Annotated in this window: 17 protein-coding genes; 16 read left to right on the top strand and 1 reads right to left on the bottom strand. The window is 38.4% G+C overall.

Annotated elements, in window-relative coordinates; translation table 11 throughout:
• Positions 1–66 precede the first annotated feature (66 nt).
• The 3 genes from MJY40_RS10065 (at position 67) to MJY40_RS10055 (ending at position 3,510) form a co-directional block, all read left to right on the top strand.
• Positions 67–720 (top strand): Crp/Fnr family transcriptional regulator, encoded by a 654-nt coding sequence (locus MJY40_RS10065; protein WP_317854115.1) that lies wholly within the window; start codon positions 67–69, stop codon positions 718–720.
• 306 nt (positions 721–1,026) lie between these two features.
• The gene (locus MJY40_RS10060) at positions 1,027–2,151 is read left to right on the top strand and encodes an aminopeptidase (RefSeq protein ID WP_317854114.1); all 1,125 of its coding nucleotides are present in this window, start codon (positions 1,027–1,029) and stop codon (positions 2,149–2,151) included.
• A 156-nt stretch (positions 2,152–2,307) separates the two neighbouring features.
• Entirely contained in the window at positions 2,308–3,510 is a 1,203-nt protein-coding gene (locus MJY40_RS10055; RefSeq protein WP_317854113.1) for an OFA family MFS transporter, read from the top strand.
• 62 nt (positions 3,511–3,572) lie between these two features.
• Here the strand turns inward: MJY40_RS10055 and MJY40_RS10050 are convergent, their stop codons facing one another.
• Positions 3,573–4,103 (bottom strand): HD domain-containing protein, encoded by a 531-nt coding sequence (locus MJY40_RS10050; protein WP_317854112.1) that lies wholly within the window; start codon positions 4,101–4,103, stop codon positions 3,573–3,575.
• Positions 4,104–4,323: 220 nt separating this feature from the next.
• Between MJY40_RS10050 and MJY40_RS10045 the strand changes: the two genes are divergently transcribed.
• The 13 genes from MJY40_RS10045 to radA all read left to right on the top strand — a co-directional run bounded on the left by MJY40_RS10045 (position 4,324) and on the right by radA (position 19,812).
• Positions 4,324–4,875, top strand: coding sequence for a BofC C-terminal domain-containing protein (locus MJY40_RS10045; protein WP_317854111.1), 552 nt, complete (start codon positions 4,324–4,326; stop codon positions 4,873–4,875).
• 377 nt (positions 4,876–5,252) lie between these two features.
• Positions 5,253–7,256, top strand: a complete 2,004-nt coding sequence (locus MJY40_RS10040; RefSeq protein ID WP_317854110.1) for a glycoside hydrolase family 13 protein — start codon at positions 5,253–5,255, stop codon at positions 7,254–7,256.
• A gap of 1 nt (position 7,257) precedes the next feature.
• Positions 7,258–7,908 (top strand): RluA family pseudouridine synthase, encoded by a 651-nt coding sequence (locus MJY40_RS10035; protein ID WP_317854109.1) that lies wholly within the window; start codon positions 7,258–7,260, stop codon positions 7,906–7,908.
• 514 nt (positions 7,909–8,422) lie between these two features.
• Positions 8,423–10,867: an ATP-dependent Clp protease ATP-binding subunit gene (locus MJY40_RS10030; RefSeq protein ID WP_331488164.1), complete on the top strand. Its 2,445-nt coding sequence runs from the start codon at positions 8,423–8,425 to the stop codon at positions 10,865–10,867.
• 63 nt (positions 10,868–10,930) lie between these two features.
• On the top strand, positions 10,931–11,506 hold the full coding sequence (locus MJY40_RS10025; RefSeq protein WP_317854107.1) for a sugar O-acetyltransferase: 576 nt from the start codon (positions 10,931–10,933) through the stop codon (positions 11,504–11,506).
• Between the two features lie 153 nt (positions 11,507–11,659).
• Positions 11,660–12,073, top strand: a complete 414-nt coding sequence (locus MJY40_RS10020) for an endosialidase (protein ID WP_317854106.1) — start codon at positions 11,660–11,662, stop codon at positions 12,071–12,073.
• A 538-nt stretch (positions 12,074–12,611) separates the two neighbouring features.
• A complete protein-coding gene (locus tag MJY40_RS10015) occupies positions 12,612–13,802 on the top strand; it encodes an ABC transporter substrate-binding protein (RefSeq protein WP_317854105.1) in 1,191 nt (396 codons plus the stop codon).
• 165 nt (positions 13,803–13,967) lie between these two features.
• Entirely contained in the window at positions 13,968–14,852 is an 885-nt protein-coding gene (locus MJY40_RS10010) for a branched-chain amino acid ABC transporter permease (protein ID WP_317854104.1), read from the top strand.
• A 3-nt stretch (positions 14,853–14,855) separates the two neighbouring features.
• Complete coding sequence (locus tag MJY40_RS10005; RefSeq protein ID WP_317854103.1) at positions 14,856–15,875, top strand: branched-chain amino acid ABC transporter permease; 1,020 nt, start codon at positions 14,856–14,858, stop codon at positions 15,873–15,875.
• 1 nt (position 15,876) lies between these two features.
• Positions 15,877–16,641, top strand: a complete 765-nt coding sequence (locus MJY40_RS10000; protein ID WP_317854102.1) for an ABC transporter ATP-binding protein — start codon at positions 15,877–15,879, stop codon at positions 16,639–16,641.
• The gene (locus MJY40_RS09995) at positions 16,638–17,348 is read left to right on the top strand and encodes an ABC transporter ATP-binding protein (protein ID WP_465221466.1); all 711 of its coding nucleotides are present in this window, start codon (positions 16,638–16,640) and stop codon (positions 17,346–17,348) included. The genes MJY40_RS10000 and MJY40_RS09995 overlap by 4 nt, the downstream gene beginning before the upstream one ends.
• 26 nt (positions 17,349–17,374) lie before the next feature.
• Positions 17,375–18,025, top strand: coding sequence for a cytidylate kinase-like family protein (locus MJY40_RS09990; RefSeq protein WP_317854100.1), 651 nt, complete (start codon positions 17,375–17,377; stop codon positions 18,023–18,025).
• A gap of 410 nt (positions 18,026–18,435) precedes the next feature.
• Positions 18,436–19,812, top strand: coding sequence for a DNA repair protein RadA (gene radA, locus MJY40_RS09985; protein WP_317854099.1), 1,377 nt, complete (start codon positions 18,436–18,438; stop codon positions 19,810–19,812).
• Positions 19,813–19,827: the final 15 nt, after the last annotated feature.

Here is a 19,827-nt window from a genome sequence, read left to right as displayed (position 1 = left end):
TTTGTTCCTATTGTAATATAATAAGGAAAAGGAATCTGTTGTCTACACAACGAAAAGGTGATAAATTTGAAAAAATATTTTGAAATCATGAAAAACAACTTGCTTTTTGGAGATATTACCTCTGAAGAACTAGAATCTATGTTGGGTTGCTTGGAAGCCAAAGAGCAAAACTATGTCAAAAGAGAAGTCATTCTATTTACAGGAAATCCAATTGATTTTGTGGGTATGGTGCTTTCTGGTAGCGTGAAAATCATAAAAGAAGACTTGGATGGCAATGATATGCTTTTGGCTGAAATTGGTGTTGGGGAGTTGTTTGGTGAAGTCTTTGCTTGTGCTGAAATTTCCCATAGTCCAGTGACTATTGTGGCAATGGATCATACAAAGGTGATGTTTTTCAAATACCAAAAAATCATTACCACATGTCAAAGAAGTTGCGTATTCCATGCAAAATTGACAGAAAATATGTTGAAAATATTGGCACAGAAAAATTTGCTATTGAATCAAAAAATCGATATCTTGTCAAAGAGAAGTTTACGTGAAAAGATCCTGTGTTATTTTATGTATCAATGCAAGGGTGAAAAGAAATTTTCTATACCACTCAATCGAGAAGAATTGGCAAGCTATTTGTGTGCAGATCGCAGTGCATTGTCAGCTGAACTATCCAAAATGCAAAAAGAGGGCTTGATACAATATCAGAAAAATCAATTTGAGTTGCTGTAACAGGTGTTTATATTTGACGGGGAAACGGAGCGATGAGGGCATCGCTCCCTACAAAAACCCAAAAGCGTAAATATGATACAATTGTAGGGGATGGCGTCCCAGGCATCACGTAATAAATCGCCACAAAACGCAAATACGCCGTTGTAGGGGCGATTCACGAATCGCCCGAAAAAACAAACGGGTGGATATGGAATCCACCCCTACAGATTGCGAATTGTTTCAATATGCTACAATTGTAGGGCAGGGGCTTGCTCCTGCCGTCATGAACAGCCACAACACAAAAAACAAAGAAAAAGGAGATACCATATGAAAGATGATAGACTAGAAAAATTAGCAGAAGTATTGGTCAACTATTCCACTGGTGTGAAAGCTGGTGATAGGGTTGCCATTTCTGCGGAAGATTGTGCATTGCCATTTGTCAAAGCAGTGGCAAAAGCAGCAACCAAAGCTGGTGGCATTGTGGAATACTATATCGATGTGCCAGAAGTGGACGCAGAGGTTTTAAAAAACGGTTCAGAAGAACAATATGCAAAGGAAAACATTCGCTTTGGTGCGTGTGCTTCCAGTGATGTTTGGCTGAGTGCTTGGGGTACTGCCAATGTGAAAACCTTCCAAAGTATTGCAGGTGAAAAATTGAAACAACGTCGTCTTGCAAACAAAGAAAATCGTAAAATCTATTCCAAACGTATGGGTGATGGTTCTTTGCGTTGGTGTGGCACCCAATTCCCAACCAATGGAGATGCTCAAAATGCAGGTATGAGCTTAGATGAATACGAAGAGTTTGTATATAGAGCAGGGTACTTGTACGAAGCAGATCCTGTTGCCAAATGGTGTGAAATCGAAGCATTGCAAGACAAATGGGTGGATTTCTTAGATGGACATGAAGAATTGCACATCATCACAAAGGATACGGATATTCGTGTGGGGATCAAGGGTCGCAAATGGATCAATTGCTGTGGCAAAGAAAACTTCCCAGATGGCGAAGTATTCACATCACCAGAAGAAGATAACATCAATGGATACATTACCTTCTCATATCCTTCCATTATGAATGGCAATGAATTTGAAAATGTTCGTTTGGATGTGAAAGATGGTAAAATTGTGGGTGTAACTTGCAAAAATATGGATATGCTTCCAGAGTTGATGTCCTATATTGATACAGACGCAGGTTCCAGATTCTTTGGAGAAGTGGCAATTGGTACCAACTATGGTATTCAACAACATTCCAAGAATATTTTGTTTGACGAAAAAATTGGTGGTTCTGTCCATATGGCAATTGGAGAATCCTTCCAAGAAGCAGGTGGCAAAAACGAATCTTCCATCCATTGGGATATGATCACCAGTATGCGTGATGGTGGTAAAATCTATATTGATGGTATTTTGTTCTATGAAAATGGTGAATTCAAAGACGAATTCATCAAAAAAAAATAACTTAAATTGAAGTCCCTCATCTACTGGATGGGGGATTTTATATTTTTCAAAAAAACACAATTTTCTTCTTGTAAAAACACAATATGTTGTGTTATAATTTGCTTCTAACTACATATATGGTATATATTCTAATTGGATGACAAAAGGAGATTGATCATGAAGGCTATGTTGGAAAACAAATGGATGCGAGCTGCAATTCCGGCGTTATTGATTCACTGCTGTATTGGAACGGTTTATTGTTGGTCATTGATCAAAGCAGAAATTGCAATGCAAATTGGCGCAACCAATGGTCAGGTAGAATGGGCATTTAGTTTGGCAATTTTTTGTTTGGGTATGTCTGCATTTTTGGCAGGAGATATTGTGGAACGTGATATCAAACGATCATCACTGCTATCGGCAATGTTCTTTACCCTTGGTATGATTGGAACTGGCATTTGCATTCGACTGCAATCCCTAATTGGAATCTACATATCCTATGGTATCATTATGGGAATTGGTTTGGGGCTTGGATATTTGACACCTGTGAAAACCTTGATGCTGTGGTTTGCCAAAAACAAAGGTCTTGGCACAGGCATTGCAGTTGCAGGTTTTGGTCTGGCAAAGGTTATTGCAAGTCCAGTTATGGTGTATTTGATGGATGCTGTTGGCTTGGAAGTGATGTTCTATATCCTAGGTGGCATTTCTTTGTGTTCTATGTTATTGGGGCATTGGTTGATTCAAAAACCAAAAGGTTGGTCAGAATCCAAAGAAAAAACCAATTTCAACAACAAGACAATGTTCCAAAATCCAGTGTTTGTCAGCATTTGGTTTGTGTTTTACATCAATATCTCTTGTGGACTTGCCATCATTTCCCAAGAAAAAAGCATTCTTTTGGCTATGGGTGTAGGCGTTGGTACCATTGCCATCATATCTTCTTTGAGTGCAGCCTTTAATGTATTGGGACGTGTGGCATTTTCAGCAGTATCCGATAAATTGCAAATGCGAAGTCTTGTATTTCGTATCATATTATTGATATCCATTGCCATCTGTGCTGGTGTTGCTGCATTTGGCGCAATTGAGCATCAAATTGTGGCTTTGGTGGTGGCGATGATTCTACTGATCAATGCTTGTTATGGTGGAGGATTCAGTTGTTTGCCACCAGTACTATCTGATTGTTTTGGCATGAAGAATGTCAGTAAAATTCATGGTTTGTCTTTATCTGCATGGGCAGTGGCAGGTCTGACAGGCAACCAAATCAGTGCTTTTGTCATTGCAAAAACAGGTTCCTATACAAATGTGATTTATGTGACATTGGTGTTGTTTTGTATTGCATTGGTGGTCAGCAGACGATTTGTACGTCCAATGGAAGTAATAGAATAAATAAACAAAGAAAAACCGTAGGTACACTGACAAATGTACTTACGGTTCTTTTATATTTGAGATTAAACTTTAGCAGAAACAGCAACTCTACGCCAAATATAACGATTGTATAGCTTTTCAGAAATTTCCATAATCGCAGTCATTTTATCTACAGCAGTCACCACATAAGATTCTTTGTATCTAGGGGGTACCATAGTACATGGCCACATATGTTTGAGGATTGCATCTTGTTCCACTTTGTTGAGGGAAGTAATCTTACGTGCATTGTCTAGGGCAACACGAGGGTGCCAGTCAGCGTGATAGCTTCTTTTTTTATGGTTGGTACGCCAATCGTAAAAATACAAATCGTGGAGCAAACCAGCACGTGTAGCAGATTTGTAATCCCAACCCAAAGCATAGCTCAATCGGAAACTATAATAGGATACATTGATGCAGTGTTGCAAACGGCTTGTATCACAATGTTGCACATGTTCATCTAATTTTTGTACTCGTTCATTTTGGAGCAAATCAGAAATACAGCTATAAAATTCTGTAATCATATCGTCGTTACTTGGCAGTGAAAAATTTCTGCTGGAAAATAGTGCTTTTTGCACAGAGCATACGTCCTTTCGTTTCAATATATGATTGGCTTTCAATGTAAGCCAAAAGTTTCAAGAAATGTTCCTACAGAGGTAAGTGTATCATACAATAAAGGGCAATACAAGAAACTTTACATCAAATTCACATTAAAAATGCGTGGGAATTTCAGGAAATACATATGTTCTTTGTATAGAATTGGTAAAAATTGTCCATACTCTCATTGAGGTGGAATATATGAAGAAGAAAACCATACTAGTGGCAATTCTCAGTTTTTTCTTAAGTACATGCATTGGTTATTTCTATGGACGTGGTACCCAAGATATGGTGGCAGAAGAACCAATGGAGATTACCTTGGAAGAATCTATGGAGGTGAATCAAAAGACAAATACCATTGCAACAGATGGACAATTGATTTATCAATATTATTATACGAAGGATCATACCTTAAAAGAACAACAGGAGGTGACACCAGATTTTTTGGTTGGATTGACCAGAGAGCAATTGGAAAGCATATACCCCAATTGGCAATTGATTTTGTTTTCACCAGATAAAGTGATTCTGCGTTGTAAAATTGAAAAAAAGAGCGATGAGGTATATCTTTTGGCAATTTATGATGGATGTGTCACTTTGTTCTATGAAAATGAAGATATGAAATTGGAGATGAAAGAAAAAACGTCTATTCCAATTGCAGTCCTACCAGAGCGTGAACAAAAACAATTGCAAGAAGGAATTTATGTCTATGGAGAAGAGAATCTCATCAAATTGTTGTCAGATTTTGTAAGCTAATCTGTAAAATGAATTTTTCGTAGATATATTGAGAAAAAAATAACGTTTTTTGTATACTTTATTTAAAAAAGTTAAAAAAATCACTAGACATAATTTGTCCCACGTGCTATAATGGGTTTGTGAAAACTCCCCAATATTTTCATGTATACGAATTTTCGTATAAAACCCCAAATAAGAAACACCTTCTCTTTTTGGAAAAGGACAGTCATCGGCAGACTGTCCTTTTTCGTATGGAAAAATAGACTTTTTTCAGGTTTTTCTAGGGTTTTATTTGACATAATGTACAAAAAACAGGTATACTATTCTTAGTGTTGCAAAAAATAAGGAATTGGGAAAAACAGGAAATTTTACCCGAATTTTAGTTGGGAAGGTGCAAAATGCAAGAAAAGAAATTCGCTTTGGGCAGTGAGCCGATGTTCTACAAAGAGGCTTTGTTTAGCGATGAATCAGAATTTTATAGAATACCAGTAGAGCCCACAAAAGAGGACTCTATTTTCATACGATTGCGGACAGGATATAAAACCATCTCATCTGCTTTTTTGTGTACAGAAAAAAGTGAACGTCCCATGAAGGTGGAAACACATAGCGGTTGTTTCACATATTATATGGTGGAGCTTCCTCCAACAGATCGCAATATTTCATATTATTTCCGTGTACAAACAGAAGATGCTACTTTATATTACACAAAATATGGTGCATTTGATTTTTATAGTCCAGAAGGTTGGTTTACCATTGTGAAGGATTTCCAAACACCGGATTGGGCAAAGAGTGCTATCATGTATCAAATCTTCCCAGATCGTTTCTGTAATGGGGATGTGACAAATGATGTGTACACTGGAGAGTATGAATACTTGAAAGAAGAAGTCATGCAAAAAGAAGCATGGCTTGACGATCCTGTAGATGGAGATTATCGTCATTTCTATGGTGGTGATTTGCAAGGGATTCTGCAAAAGTTGGATTATTTGGAAGATTTGGGTATCGAAGTTTTGTATCTAAACCCTATTTTTGTATCTCCTAGCAATCACAAATACGATATTGGGGATTACGATTATGTAGACCCACATTTGGGTGTGATTTTTCCAAGAGAAGATGGCAAACCACAAACATATGCAGAAATTGTAACAAACAAAGAAAATTTGGAAGCAAGCAATCAATTGTTTGCAGACTTGGTGAAAGAAGCGCATAGTCGAGGTATGCGTGTGGTGGTGGATGGTGTGTTCAATCACTGTGGTGCATTTCACAAATGGTTGGATGGTGAAGGCATTTATGGTGATGGTGCTTTGGAAAATGAAGAAAGCCCATATCATGACTATTTCTACTGGAACGAAGATGGCACCTACGATGGTTGGTGGGGTCATAAAAATCATCCAAAACTCAATATGGAACATTGCAAAGAATTGGAAGAAGAAATTTTGCGTATTGGTGAGAAATGGGTGTCAGAACCCTTCAATGCCGATGGTTGGCGTTTGGATGTGGCAGCAGACTTGGGCAACACCAGAGAATACAACCATGAATTTTGGAAAAAATTTAACAAACGAGTGAAACAAGCAAATCCAGAAGCGGTGATTTTGGCAGAGCATTATGGAGATGCCATGGACTGGCTTGGTGGCGATGAATGGGATAGCATCATGAATTACGATGCATTTATGGAACCTGTGACATGGTTTTTGACAGGTGTTTCCAAACATAGTGAAGAACGCAGAGATAATATGTACAACAACACAGCTGTTTTCTGGGGTAGCATGTCATACCAAACAGGAAAATTGCCTGTACAATCCATTTATTTGGCAATGAATGAATTATCTAACCATGACCATTCCAGATTCTTAACGAGAACCAATGGCAAAGTAGGTAGACTCCATACAGCAGGCAGTGCAGCAGCAATAGAAGGCATTCGCAAAGAAGTGATGCGTGAAGCGGTTTTGTTGCAAATGACATGGGTGGGTTCTCCAACCATTTATTATGGGGATGAAGCAGGTGTTGCTGGTTGGACAGATCCAGACAACAGAAAAACATACCCTTGGGGCGCAGAAGACCAAAGTTTGATTGATTTCCATAAGGAATGTATTCGCATTCGCAAAGAAAACAAAGCACTAAGACATGGTTCTTTGAAGGGCTTGTCTGGTGAAGAAGGCATTCTTGCATATGGACGTTTTATAGAAGAAAATAAATGCTTAATTCTCATCAACAATTGTGAAGAAAAGAAGGAAGTGAGCATTCCTGTTTGGCAAATGGAAGTGGAAGAACAAAGCTGTATGATTTCTCTATTGACCAGTAAAATCAATGGATTCCATGTGGAAACAGCGGAGTTTGTTGTGGAAGCAGGTCATTTGCAAATAGAATTGCCAGAAAAATCGGCTATGATTTTGAAGGAAGTGTAAAATGGATTTACGTGTGATTTATGAAGATATAGAAATGATTGCAGTTTCCAAACCACAAGGAATGCCAACCCAACCAGACAAAACAGGGGATATGGATTTGCTCACAGAAGTGACCAACCATTGTGGAACAGAGGTGTTTTTGCTCCATCGTTTGGATAGACCTGTGGGCGGTATTTTGCTTTTTGCCAAAACCAAAAAATCTGCTGGCAATTTGGCAAAACAAATGGAATCTGGACAAATTGAGAAAAAATATAGAGTGGTGTTGTGTGGCTATTTGCCTGATAAAAAAGGAACTTTGGTGCATTATCTCAAGAAGAATATGCGTACCAATCTTTCAGAAGTGGTGGCAGAAGGTACAAAGGGTGCCAAAAAAGCAATTTTGCATTATGAAGTGTTGGAAGAAGGAAAACAAGGGGATATGGAGCTGACTTTGGCAGAAATCACCTTGGAAACTGGTAGACACCATCAAATTCGTGTGCAAATGGCAAAGGTAGGCACACCCATCTATGGAGACCAGAAGTACAATAAAAAACTGCGTGTACGTGGCAATATTGCACTACATTCCTATTCTTTGTCTGGCAAACATCCTATTACCAAGAAACCTTGGCGATTTGTGGATTTACCAGATTGGAAAAGTTTTGGATTCAAATGAAACCAACAAAGAGAGTAGTGATGGGTATTGGAAAATTTCAAGATACAGAAAATTTATATTTGACGTAGCAGCGGAGCGATGAGGGCATCGCTCCCTACAAAAATAAAAACCTTAAATACATTACACTTGTAGGGGCGATTCACGAATCGACCGCAAAACCAAGGATTCTTCGTCGCTGTGCTCCTCTGAATGACAGTGCGTTGGCGTATGTTTGTAGGAGATGGCGTCCCCGACATCCCGTCATAAACAGCCGCAAAGTTCAAATATGCCACAACTGTAGGGCAGGGGCTTGCTCCTGCCGTCATCAACAGCCACTACACAAAATAAGCATAATAACAGGAAAACAACAGAATAATATCCATTCTAAATTGGAAAAATAAAAACTTAAGAAAAAGAACTTTGTGTTTTTGCTGATTGTATATTATAATGGTGGATAATATAATAAGTAAAAGCACATTTTTTTATTTTGACAATATAAGCCATATGGCTACAATAGGAAGGTGATTTTGTGGAAATGAACTATACAAAAAAAGCAGAAGAAGCCCTATTTCGTGCAAAAGAAGCAGCAGCAAAATTGGGGAATTCGTATATTGGAACAGAGCATATTTTACTGGGTTTGACTTTGGTGCAAGATTCCATTGCAGCAAAATCCTTGGAAGCACAGAATGTGTTGTATCACCAAGTGATGGAGCATTTGATCAATATGCAAAGCAATCATACCAGAATGGGTGCCACCATTGGATACACTCCAAAAGCAAAGGGCATCTTGGAAGCAGCAGAAACAGAAGCAGAAGACATGCAATCAGAATTGATTGGAACAGAGCATATTTTAATTGCGTTGATTCGTGAAGAAGATAGCGTTGCAGCCAACATCTTGCGTGATTTGGATGTGAGTCGACAAGTGGTATACCAAGGGTTGTTGCAAATGATTGGCGTTACAGAATCAGAAATGCAATCAGAAAAAGGGATGCGTCCCAAAGAGAAAAAAGAAGAAAAAAGCCCATTGGAAACCTTGGAAAAGTATAGCAGAAATTTGACACAAATGGCAAAGAACCAAGAGTTTGACCCAATTGTGGAACGTGAACCAGAGATGGAACGTGTCATTCAAGTGCTCAGTAGACGTATGAAAAACAACCCTTGTTTGATCGGTGATCCTGGTGTTGGCAAAACTGCAATTGTAGAAGGGCTTGCCATGAAAATTGCAGAAGGCAACATACCAGAAATCTTGAAAAATAAGAAGATTTTCAGTTTGGATTTATCTTCTATGGTGGCTGGTTCCAAATACCGTGGTGAATTTGAAGAACGTATGAAAAAGGTGTTGGATGAAGTGCGTGCTGATGGTGAAATTATCTTATTTGTTGATGAAATCCATACCATTATTGGTGCTGGTGGTGCAGAAGGTGCCATTGATGCATCTAGCATTTTGAAACCATCCCTTGCTCGTGGTGAATTGCAGTTGATTGGTGCCACCACAATTGGAGAATATCGCAAACACATTGAAAAAGATGCAGCATTTGAACGTAGATTCCAACCTGTGGATGTGGCAGAACCAACAGAAACAGCAGCAATTGTAATGTTGCAAGCACTCAAAGAAAAATATGAATTGCATCATAAGGTGCGTATCACAGAAGAAGCCATCACAGGTGCAGTGCGTCTTTCTATGCGATATGTAGCAGATCGTTTCTTACCAGACAAAGCAATTGATTTGATTGATGAAGCGGCATCACGTTTGCGTTTGGATACCTTTGTACCACCGACACAAGTGAAAAAGTGGGAAGCAAAATTGGAACAAATGGAGTTGGATAAAGAAGCTGCCATCAAAGAAGAATCTTTTGCAAAAGCAGGTAAAATCAAAAAAGAACAAGTGGCAATTGCAGCCAAATTGGAACAAGCAAAAGCAGATTGGGAAGCAGAACAACAAACATTCCAACACCAAGTGACCTTTGAAGATGTGGCAACAGTGGTTTCACGTTGGACAGGAATTCCTTTGCAAAGCTTGCAAGAAGAAGAAAGCAAGCGTTTGATGGAGTTGGAGAAAGTGTTGCACAAACGTGTCATTGGTCAGGATGAAGCCATCCAAGCAGTTGCAAAAGCAGTGCGTAGAGGTCGTGTAGGGCTCAAAGACCCCAATAGACCCATTGGTTCCTTCTTATTCTTGGGACCTACAGGTGTTGGTAAAACAGAGCTTTCCAAAGCATTGGCAGAAGCACTCTTTGGCAATGAATCTTCTATGATTCGCATTGATATGTCGGAATATATGGAGAAACATAGTGTGTCACGTATGGTTGGAGCACCTCCAGGATATGTGGGCTATGAAGAGGGTGGTCAGCTTAGCGAAAAGGTCAGAAGAAATCCATATTCTGTGATTTTGTTTGATGAAATTGAAAAAGCAGCACCAGAAGTGTTCAATGTATTGTTGCAAGTTTTGGATGATGGACGCATTACAGATGGTCAAGGACGTATTGTGGATTTCAAAAATACAGTCATCATCATGACTTCCAATGCAGGTGCTAGAAATATCATCACACCAAAACGTTTGGGCTTTACCAGTGGCGAAACAGCAGAAGAAAACTATCAACATATGAAAAAATTGGTTATGGAAGAAGTGAAACAAACCTTCAAACCAGAGTTTTTGAATCGTATTGATGATACCATTGTGTTCCATCCATTGACACAAGTGGAAGTGGCAGAAATCGTTGGTTTGCTTGCCAAAACACTTGCAAAACGTGTCAATGAAAATATGGGGATCACCTTGCATTTCACAGACAAAGCAATTGCAAAAATTGCCGAGGAAAATTACGATAAGGCTTATGGAGCAAGACCGCTGAGACGTGCAATCCAAACCAAGATTGAGGATGTGTTTGCAGAAGAATTTTTACTTGGAAACATTGGACGTGGCGATAAGGTGTCTGTTGGTGTGAAAACAGGTGGCTTTACCTTCCGCAAAGTGAAAAAATAAGAGGAATATATTGCACTTGTAGGGGTGGATTCTATATCCACCTGTAGGATATATGAGGTAAATATGGAAAATACTCTAGGCAAAAACCTATATAATGATTTGTGGCGTGGTAAAGATATTTGTTTTCAATACAATCAAATCATGCCTTCTCATATGACAAAAAAGGAAGCTCTTTTGCGTGGATTTCTTGGAAAATTGGGTGGAAATTGTTGTATCACACAGCCATTTTACTGCGATTTTGGCTACAATATTGAAATTGGTGATTTTTTCTATGCAAATCACAATCTAGTGATTTTGGATGGTGCAAAGGTGAAAATTGGCAATCATGTGTTCATTGCACCAAATTGCTGCTTGTCTACAGCAGAACATCCACTGGATCATGAGCAACGCAATGCAGGCATTGAATACGCAGAGCCAATTACAATAGAAGACAATGTGTGGTTGGGTGCAGGTGTCATTGTCATGTCGGGTGTAACCATTGGCAAAAACTCTGTCATTGGTGCTGGTAGTGTGGTGACAAAGGATGTTCCATCAGGTGTCATTGCGGTGGGAAATCCTTGTAGAGTGTTACGAGAAATTACAGAAAAGGATAAATTTTCCATGGAGGAACATGAAATTTTACGATTTGACTCAAATTAATCATAATTCCAATATTTTCGGTGTGTATTTCATGTATTTTGATATATACCAATGACATTTTTTGTGGTATAATGAAACATCAATAGAAATGAGAAATGGCTTATTTGCAAGAAGTTGCAATCCAATATAAATTTATTTAGGAGGTAAATGGAAATGGCAGTAATTGAAGAATTGATCCGCTTAGAAGAAAATGGTACTTTGAGTTTTGGTAACTATTTGATGGATGAAAAGAAAAAAGTCCTAGATTTTGAAGTACATGGGGATTTATATAAAGTAAAAACATTCAAAGAAATCACAAAGCTTGAAAAAAATGGTAGAATGATTTTGGAATCTGTTCCTGGTGTCACTGTACATGATTTTGTGGTCAAAGAAACTGGTACATATTTTGTAGTAGAAGGCGTGGAAGATGCCCAAGTGACAATGGAAATGGATCCTTCTGCAGAATATAAAATTTTGATTGACGATGTGAATGTAGGGCGTGTCAAAACAAATATGGCAGGAAAAGTAACATTCAATGTGGAACTCAAAGGTAGTACACCAAAGGTTGCAGTTGAAAAAATTGGATAATTTGAAACTTCTAAAGTGCTGGCAAATGGGCTGGCACTTTTTTTAATACAATAGACAGTTAGAAACCGAGTCTTTTGCTAGAATTAATAAAAATAAAATTGCATGCAAATGACAGAATCTAACAAAAATAACAAATACAATATGGAAAAATGGAGAAAAAGATAAGAAATATATGCAATCAGCACAACAATTCCACTGGTGAAATACAAATGTACGCAAAATAAAATATGCTTAATGTAGAAAAAAATAGTGATTTTCACAGAATATACACGGAAATTACAAAAATCATAAATATGTGAATTTGCAATTGACAAAAAGAAAATGGTGAGCTAACATAGATTCAGCGAAAGAGAAATGACACTTTGCAGGAGAAAATCAGCAGTGCATTCCATATCGCAACATTCCAAGAACTTGTATGATTGGAATGGTAACCACTACCATACAAGATATAACAAAGGCGTTATATGGGGGATAAAACTCTCGTGTAATGCCTTTTTTATATGACAAAAGAAGAGTTGAAGTTTAAGGGGATACTGTTATGAAAAAGAACTTAAGAAGAGTAGTAGCAACAGTCGGTGCCATGGCATTGTGTGCAAGCTGTTTTGCAGGTTGTAGCGAAGAAAGTGCAGTGGAAACCAGTACAACAAGTGATGCAGCAGTAGCAGAAGAAAGCGACACCGTATCAATGGGCTTTGTTTTGCCACTTACAGGTAGTGTTCCAAATATCGGTGCTGCTATGCAAAATGGTGCACAATTGGCGATTGATGAAATCAATGCAGCTGGCGGTGTTTTGGGCAAACAAATCGAACCAATCTTTGAAGATGATGAAAACAAACCAGCAACTGCTCCAAATGCAATCACAAAATTGATTGAACAAAACAAAGTAGACGTAGTTCTTGGTACATATGCAAGTAGCTGTTCTATGGCAATGACTTCCATTGCAGCAGATAGCGAAACCTTGATGATTTCCATTGGTTCCACAAACTCCAAAGTAACAGAAGAAGGTGGCGACTACATCTTTAGAGCTTGTTTTATCGATCCATTACAAGGTAGTGTTGGTGCACAGTTTGCTTATGAAGATATGGGTGTGACAAAAGTTGCTATGTTGTACGATGTAGGTAAAGATTACTGTGTTGGTATTTCCAGTACATTCTCTGAAACCTTCACAAGTCTTGGTGGCGAAATTGTTTACGAAGGTAAATATAACACAGGGGATACAGATTTCAAATCTTACTTGACTGAAATCAAAAACTCTGGTGCAGAAGTATTGTATGTTCCTGATGACTACGATGTAGTTGGTTTGGTTGCAAAACAAGTAAAAGAAATCGGTTTGGAAATCGAGATGCTTGGTAGTGACTCCTGGTCTTCTCCTGACCTCATTAGCATCGGTGGTGACGCTGTAGAAGGTTCCTATTTCACAGACCACGTTTCCATCAAATCTGATGCTTTGGCAGGTTTTGTGGATGCATATACAACAGCATTTGGTGAAGATCCAAGTTCCTTCTCTGTATTGGCTTATGACGCAGTATACATTGCAGCAGCAGCTATGACAAATGCAGGTACATCAACTGATGATGCAGCAATCGTTGCAGCAATGAACGAATTGGATGAAGTTTGTGGTACTACAAACTACAAATTCGACGAATTGGGCGATCCTATCAAAAACGTAATCATCAACCAAGTAGTAGATGGTGCATTTGAATTCGTAACAGAAATCGCAGCTGGCTAAGGGTTATAGCATCTTAGATACATAGCGGCTTGGGAGAAATTTCAAGTCGCTTTTATTAGTTTCAATGAAAGATAAAGAGATTTTCTTCATGCATATAAGCCTCTTTATCTTTCATTGTGACTTTATTATTGAAAAGAACGAAAACACTAAGATAGGAGCGAGGATATGGAGACGTTATTACAACAAATCATCAATGGGATATGTCAGGGTTCTGTATATGCCCTCATTGCCATTGGATACACTATGGTATACGGAATTATCAAACTCATCAACTTTGCCCACTGTGACATCTATATGATAGGTGCTTACGCTGGCTATTTTGCTGTATGTACCCTAAGATTTGGGTTTACAGGAACTTTATTATTTGCAATGGCAGCTTGTGCAGTGCTTGGTGTAACCATCGAAAGAATTGCATACAAGCCACTTAGAAATTCACCAAAAGTAACATTGTTTATCACCACAATGGGTGTAGAACTCTTATTACAAAATCTCATCAAAACAGATTTCTTGGCAGGACCAAACACATTGGCTTTCCCAGAAATTTTCGCTTTGGAAACATATAAGTTTGGTGATGTCATCATCAGCAATTATCAAATCATTTCCGTTTTGACAACAATCGTACTTTCTATTTTATTGCAACTTCTAGTTAAGAAAACAAAGGTTGGACGTGCTATGAGAGCCACATCCTTCGATCGTGATGCAGCAGCACTTATGGGTATCAACACCAATAAAGTCATTTCCATTACATTTGCAATTGGTTCTGCTCTTGCAGGTACTGCTGGTGTAATCGTAGGTCTTTTGTATCCAAAATTGACACCTGCTATGGGGGTTATGCCAGGGCTCAAATCCTTCGTTGCAGCGGTACTCGGTGGTATTGGTGTTATTCCTGGTGCTATGGTCGGTGGCGTTCTTATGGGACTGATTGAAACATTGTCCAAAGTATATATATCATCTGGTTTCTCAGATGCAATTTCTTTCTCAGTATTGATCATTATTTTGTTGGTAAAACCTACCGGTCTATTCGGTAAAAATACAAGAGAGAAGGTGTAAAAGATGACAACAGTAGACAAAACAAGTCCAAAAACAAGCATTTCCAAAATCTATATGAAATATATCATCAATTTGATTGGTGTGGCAGCGGTATATGGTATCGTCATCTTCTTGGTGCAACGTGGTATCATCGATAGCTATAATTTACGTATTTTAAAAAGTGCTGGTATCTTTATGATTGCAGCATTTGGTTTGAACTTGATCCTTGGGTTCACAGGACAACTCACTATGGGACACGCAGCATTTATGTCCATTGGTGCATATTTCTCAGCAGTTATGACACAAAATTTCAATGCTCCATTTGCAATTTCTTTGTTGGTGGGCATCATTGCAGCTGGTATCATTGCAGGCTTGATTGGATATCCAATTCTTCGTTTGCGTGGTGACTATTTGGCAATTTGTACCCTTGGTTTTGGGGAAATCATCAAGGTTGTCATCCAAAACATCGACTATGTTGGTGGTGCTAGGGGTATGACCAGTATTCCTGTCAAATCCAGCTTTATGATTATTTTCTTCTGTGCAGCAGCATGTTTTGCATTGTTGCGTAATCTCATCAACACCACAAAAGGTAGGGCAATCAAAGCCATTCGTGAAGATGAAATTGCAGCAGAAGCAATGGGGATCAATCCAACCAGATACAAAATGACAGCTTTCATCTTGGGTAGTGCAATGGCAGGTTTGGCAGGTGGTTTGTATGCACATTTCAATACATTCATTGACCCTGTTACCTTCAACTATTCCAAATCCTTCGATATGATTACATACGTTGTTTTGGGTGGTATGGGTTCTTTGTCTGGTACAGTTGTAGGTACTTTGTTGCTTGTAATCTTACCTGAATCTTTGCGTGCTTTGGCAGAATATCGTATGTTGATTTATGCTGTTTTGCTTGTAGGACTTATGATTTTCAGACCATCTGGTATCTTGGGAACAAAAGAAATTACAGTAAAAGGCATCATCAATCTCTTCAAAAAATTAGGTGGCAAAGGGAAAACAACAGCAAACAATGGAAAGGTAGGCGAATGATATGGCATTGTTAGACGTAAAAGGTTTGACCATAAAATTTGGTGGCTTGACTGCTGTTTCAGAAGTGGATATGGAAATTGGAGACAACAACTTGGTTGGTTTGATTGGACCAAATGGTGCAGGTAAAACCACTTTGTTCAATATGTTGACTGGGGTTTATGTACCCACATCTGGTAAAATTGAATTTTCTGGAGAACGTATCGATGGTACAAAAACATACGATATCACATCCAAAAAAATAGCACGTACTTTCCAAAATATCCGTTTGTTTAAGGATATGACGGTTTTGGAAAACGTTATGACCAGTTTGAATTACCAAAGCAAAACCAATTTGTTGGACTGTATCTTGCATACACCAAAACAAATCAAAGAAGAACGTGAAATGGAAGAAAAAGCCTTGAATTTCTTGAAAATTATGAAATTGGATGGCAAAGCAAATGAACTTGCAAAAAACTTGCCATATGGGGAACAAAGACGTTTGGAAATTGCACGTGCTTTGGCAGCAGAACCCAAATTGTTGTTGTTGGATGAACCAGCAGCTGGTATGAATCCACAAGAAACAGCAGAACTGACAGAAATGATTCGTTGGATCAAAGAAGAATTCAAAATTTCTGTTTTGTTGATTGAACACGATATGAAATTGGTTATGAATGTGTGTGAATACATCTATGTATTGTCCTTTGGTGAAATCATTGCAAAAGGGGAACCAGAAAGCATTCAAAAAAATCCAAAAGTAATCGAAGCATATCTCGGGAAAGGGGCATAATTATGTTAAAGTTGGAAAATGTAAACTTATTTTACGGAGCAATTCATGCCCTACATGACATCAGCTTGGAAGTCAAAGATGGAGAAATTGTAACTTTGATTGGTGCCAATGGTGCTGGCAAAACTTCTACATTGCGTGCCATCAGTGGTTTGGAATCCATCAAAAGCGGAAGCATTACATACAATGATCAAATCATCAGCAACATTCCACCACACAAAATTGTAGGTGCAGGCATCAGCCAAGTACCAGAAGGTAGACGTGTGTTTGGGGATCAAACTTGTGAAGAAAACTTACTTTTGGGTGCATATTTGCAAAGCAACAAAGTGGAAATCAAAGAAAATATGGAAAAGGTATTTGACTGGTTCCCAAGAATCAAAGAAAGAAGAAACCAATTGGCAGGAACTCTTTCTGGTGGGGAACAACAAATGCTTGCAATTGGACGTGCATTGATGGCAAAACCAAAAATGATGCTATTGGATGAACCTTCCATGGGGTTGGCTCCGATTGTTGTAGAAGAAATTTTTGAAATCATCCAACAAATTCGAAATGATGGCACCACAATTTTGTTGGTGGAACAAAATGCAAATGCAGCTTTGCAAATTGCAGATACAGGATATGTTGTGGAAACAGGTAATATTGTATTGTCTGGTAAAGCAAGTGATTTGCTTCATGATGATGCAGTACGAAAAGCATATCTAGGTGACTAATAACAGAAGAAATGGAGGCAATTACAATGGGAAATTATGTAATCACAATTGCCAGAGGTTTTGGCAGTGGTGGAAAGAGCATTGCACAGGATTTGAGCAAATTGTTGGGAATTCCATGGTATGAAAATGAAATTTTGGATATGGCATCTGATGCAAGTGGCATCAATCGTGCATTGTTTCACGATACAGACGAAAAAGTACGAGGAAACCATTTCATCAAAATGTTGAAAGGGATTCCACATAAGGATGTTGTTTCTCCAAATGAAAAAGATTTTATTTCAGATATCAATTTGTTCAATTTGCAAGCACAAATCATTCGTTCTTTGGCATTGACACAATCTTGTATTTTCGTTGGAAAATGTGCAGACCATGTTTTGGAATATTATGATAATGTATATCGTATTTATGTGGATGCACCAAGAGAAGCATGTATCAAATCTGTTGTGGAAAAGATGTATGTTTCAGAAGCAAAAGCAAACCAACTTATTCAAAAAACAGATAAATATCGTGCAGATTATTACAAATACTATACAGGCAAAGAATGGACCAATCCAACCAACTATGATTTGTTCATCAATAGCGATCGTGTGGGTAGAGACAAATGTGCAGAGTTGATCAAAAAATATGTAGAATTCCAATTGGGTGAAACCTTGGGCACTGCATCTGAAAAAGAATAATTGAATTGAAACAAATGAGTCTTTTTTCAAGATAAGCGAAACCCGACGATGTACGTACAATAAGGTGTAGGGGTGACTCTGTGTGGTCACCCGCTGTTTCAGGCTTGCGAATACTTATTTTAAAAGAGAGACAAATGAAAGAGGTAGAGAAATCTACTTCTTTTTTTATGTATTGATAAAATGATAGAAATGTAACAATCTTTCAAGAATATGTGGTATAATGTTGACAAAAAACCAGAAAATATCCAGCACTCTGCGAGTGCTTGGATACATTTGCTACGCAAATGATGGTACAAAAGAACCAGTTACTTTGCACAAGTGAAAGAACTGTTTCCTTTGTACCACGCTTTCTCCGCTTTTATGGTATACTAAATAATAACAAAAAACAAATAAACTTTGGAGGTGAATCAATGAAAACAAAAACCATGTATCTGTGCAGTTCTTGTGGTTACCAAACCACAAAATGGATGGGGAAATGTCCAAATTGCGATGAGTGGAATACCCTTGCAGAATCCACAGTACAAAAAACAAGTGGTAAAAGTGGTGGTGTGGTGACACCTCGAGAACCAATACAACGATTGTCAGAAGTAGAAATTCGTGGAGAAGAACGTCTGAAAACAGGCATTATGGAATTCGATCGAGTTATGGGTGGTGGAATTGTCAGAGATTCAGTTACCATCATCACATCTCCTCCTGGTGGTGGGAAATCCACGTTATCCTTGATGATTGCAGGGAAATTGGCTGAAGATGGGCTTCGTGTGTTGTATGCTTCTGGTGAAGAAAGCGATAGTCAAATCAAAAGCAGAGCCAATCGTATATTGCAAAAAATAGCAGATAATATCTGGGTTCTTGCCGATACTTCTATGGATCGTGTGTTGGAATGTATCGCAGAAGTGGATGCAGATTTCATTATTTTGGATAGTATCCAAACATTTTCTTTGGCAGAATTTTTACCATCACGAGCAGGAAATCCCACACAAACCATGGAATGTGCTTCTGCTTTGGTGCACACTGCAAAGAACAAATCTCGTCCCAGAGCAGCGCTTATGATTGGTCAAATGAACAAAAATGATGAAATTGTCGGTGTGCGTGCTTTGGAGCATTTGGTGGATGCAGTTCTTGTTTTGGAAGGGGATCAGGAGCTTCGTGCACTGGTTGCCACCAAAAATCGTTTTGGCAATACTGGCGAAATGGGCTTCTTTACCATGGAAGAAACAGGTTTGACTTCAGTAGACAATCCTTCAGAGTACTTTATGACCAAAAGAAATGCAGAAGATGCAGTTTCTGGCAGTGCCATAACGGTTCTCAGAGAAGGGTCACGTCCAGTTGTGGTGGAAATTGAAAGCCTAGTGTCAGATTCCTTTACACCATATCCATCTCGTATCAGTGAGACTATGAAAAAGGATACATTGAACACTTTGCTTTCTATTTTGGAACAACGTGGTGGCATCAAATTGTATGATAAAAATGTTGTGGCTAAAACAACAGGTGGCTTGCAATTGAAGGAACAAAGTGGCAATTTGGCAGTGCTTATGAGCATTGCTTCTGCTGTGAAAAACATTGCATTGCCTTCTGATTGGGCATTTTTGGCAGATGTTGGTTTGACAGGTGAACTGAAAAAAGTACCATCCACAGAGGTTAGAATCAAGGAATTGGATCGTATGGGCTTCACAAAGGTGTTTGTGGCAAAAGGAGCAGTCAAAGAGAAAAAATGGGAACATATCCAAGTGATGGAATTCAAAAATTTGGCACAAATCCTCCATTATATTGTAGGAAATGTCAAATAATTCCACAATAAACGG

This window comes from Chakrabartyella piscis (genome assembly GCA_030067835.1).
GTDB classification, from domain to species: domain Bacteria; phylum Bacillota; class Clostridia; order Lachnospirales; family Anaerotignaceae; genus Chakrabartyella; species Chakrabartyella piscis.
Note: the sequence above shows the minus strand (reverse complement) of the source record. Positions and strands in the feature narration are given on the sequence as shown.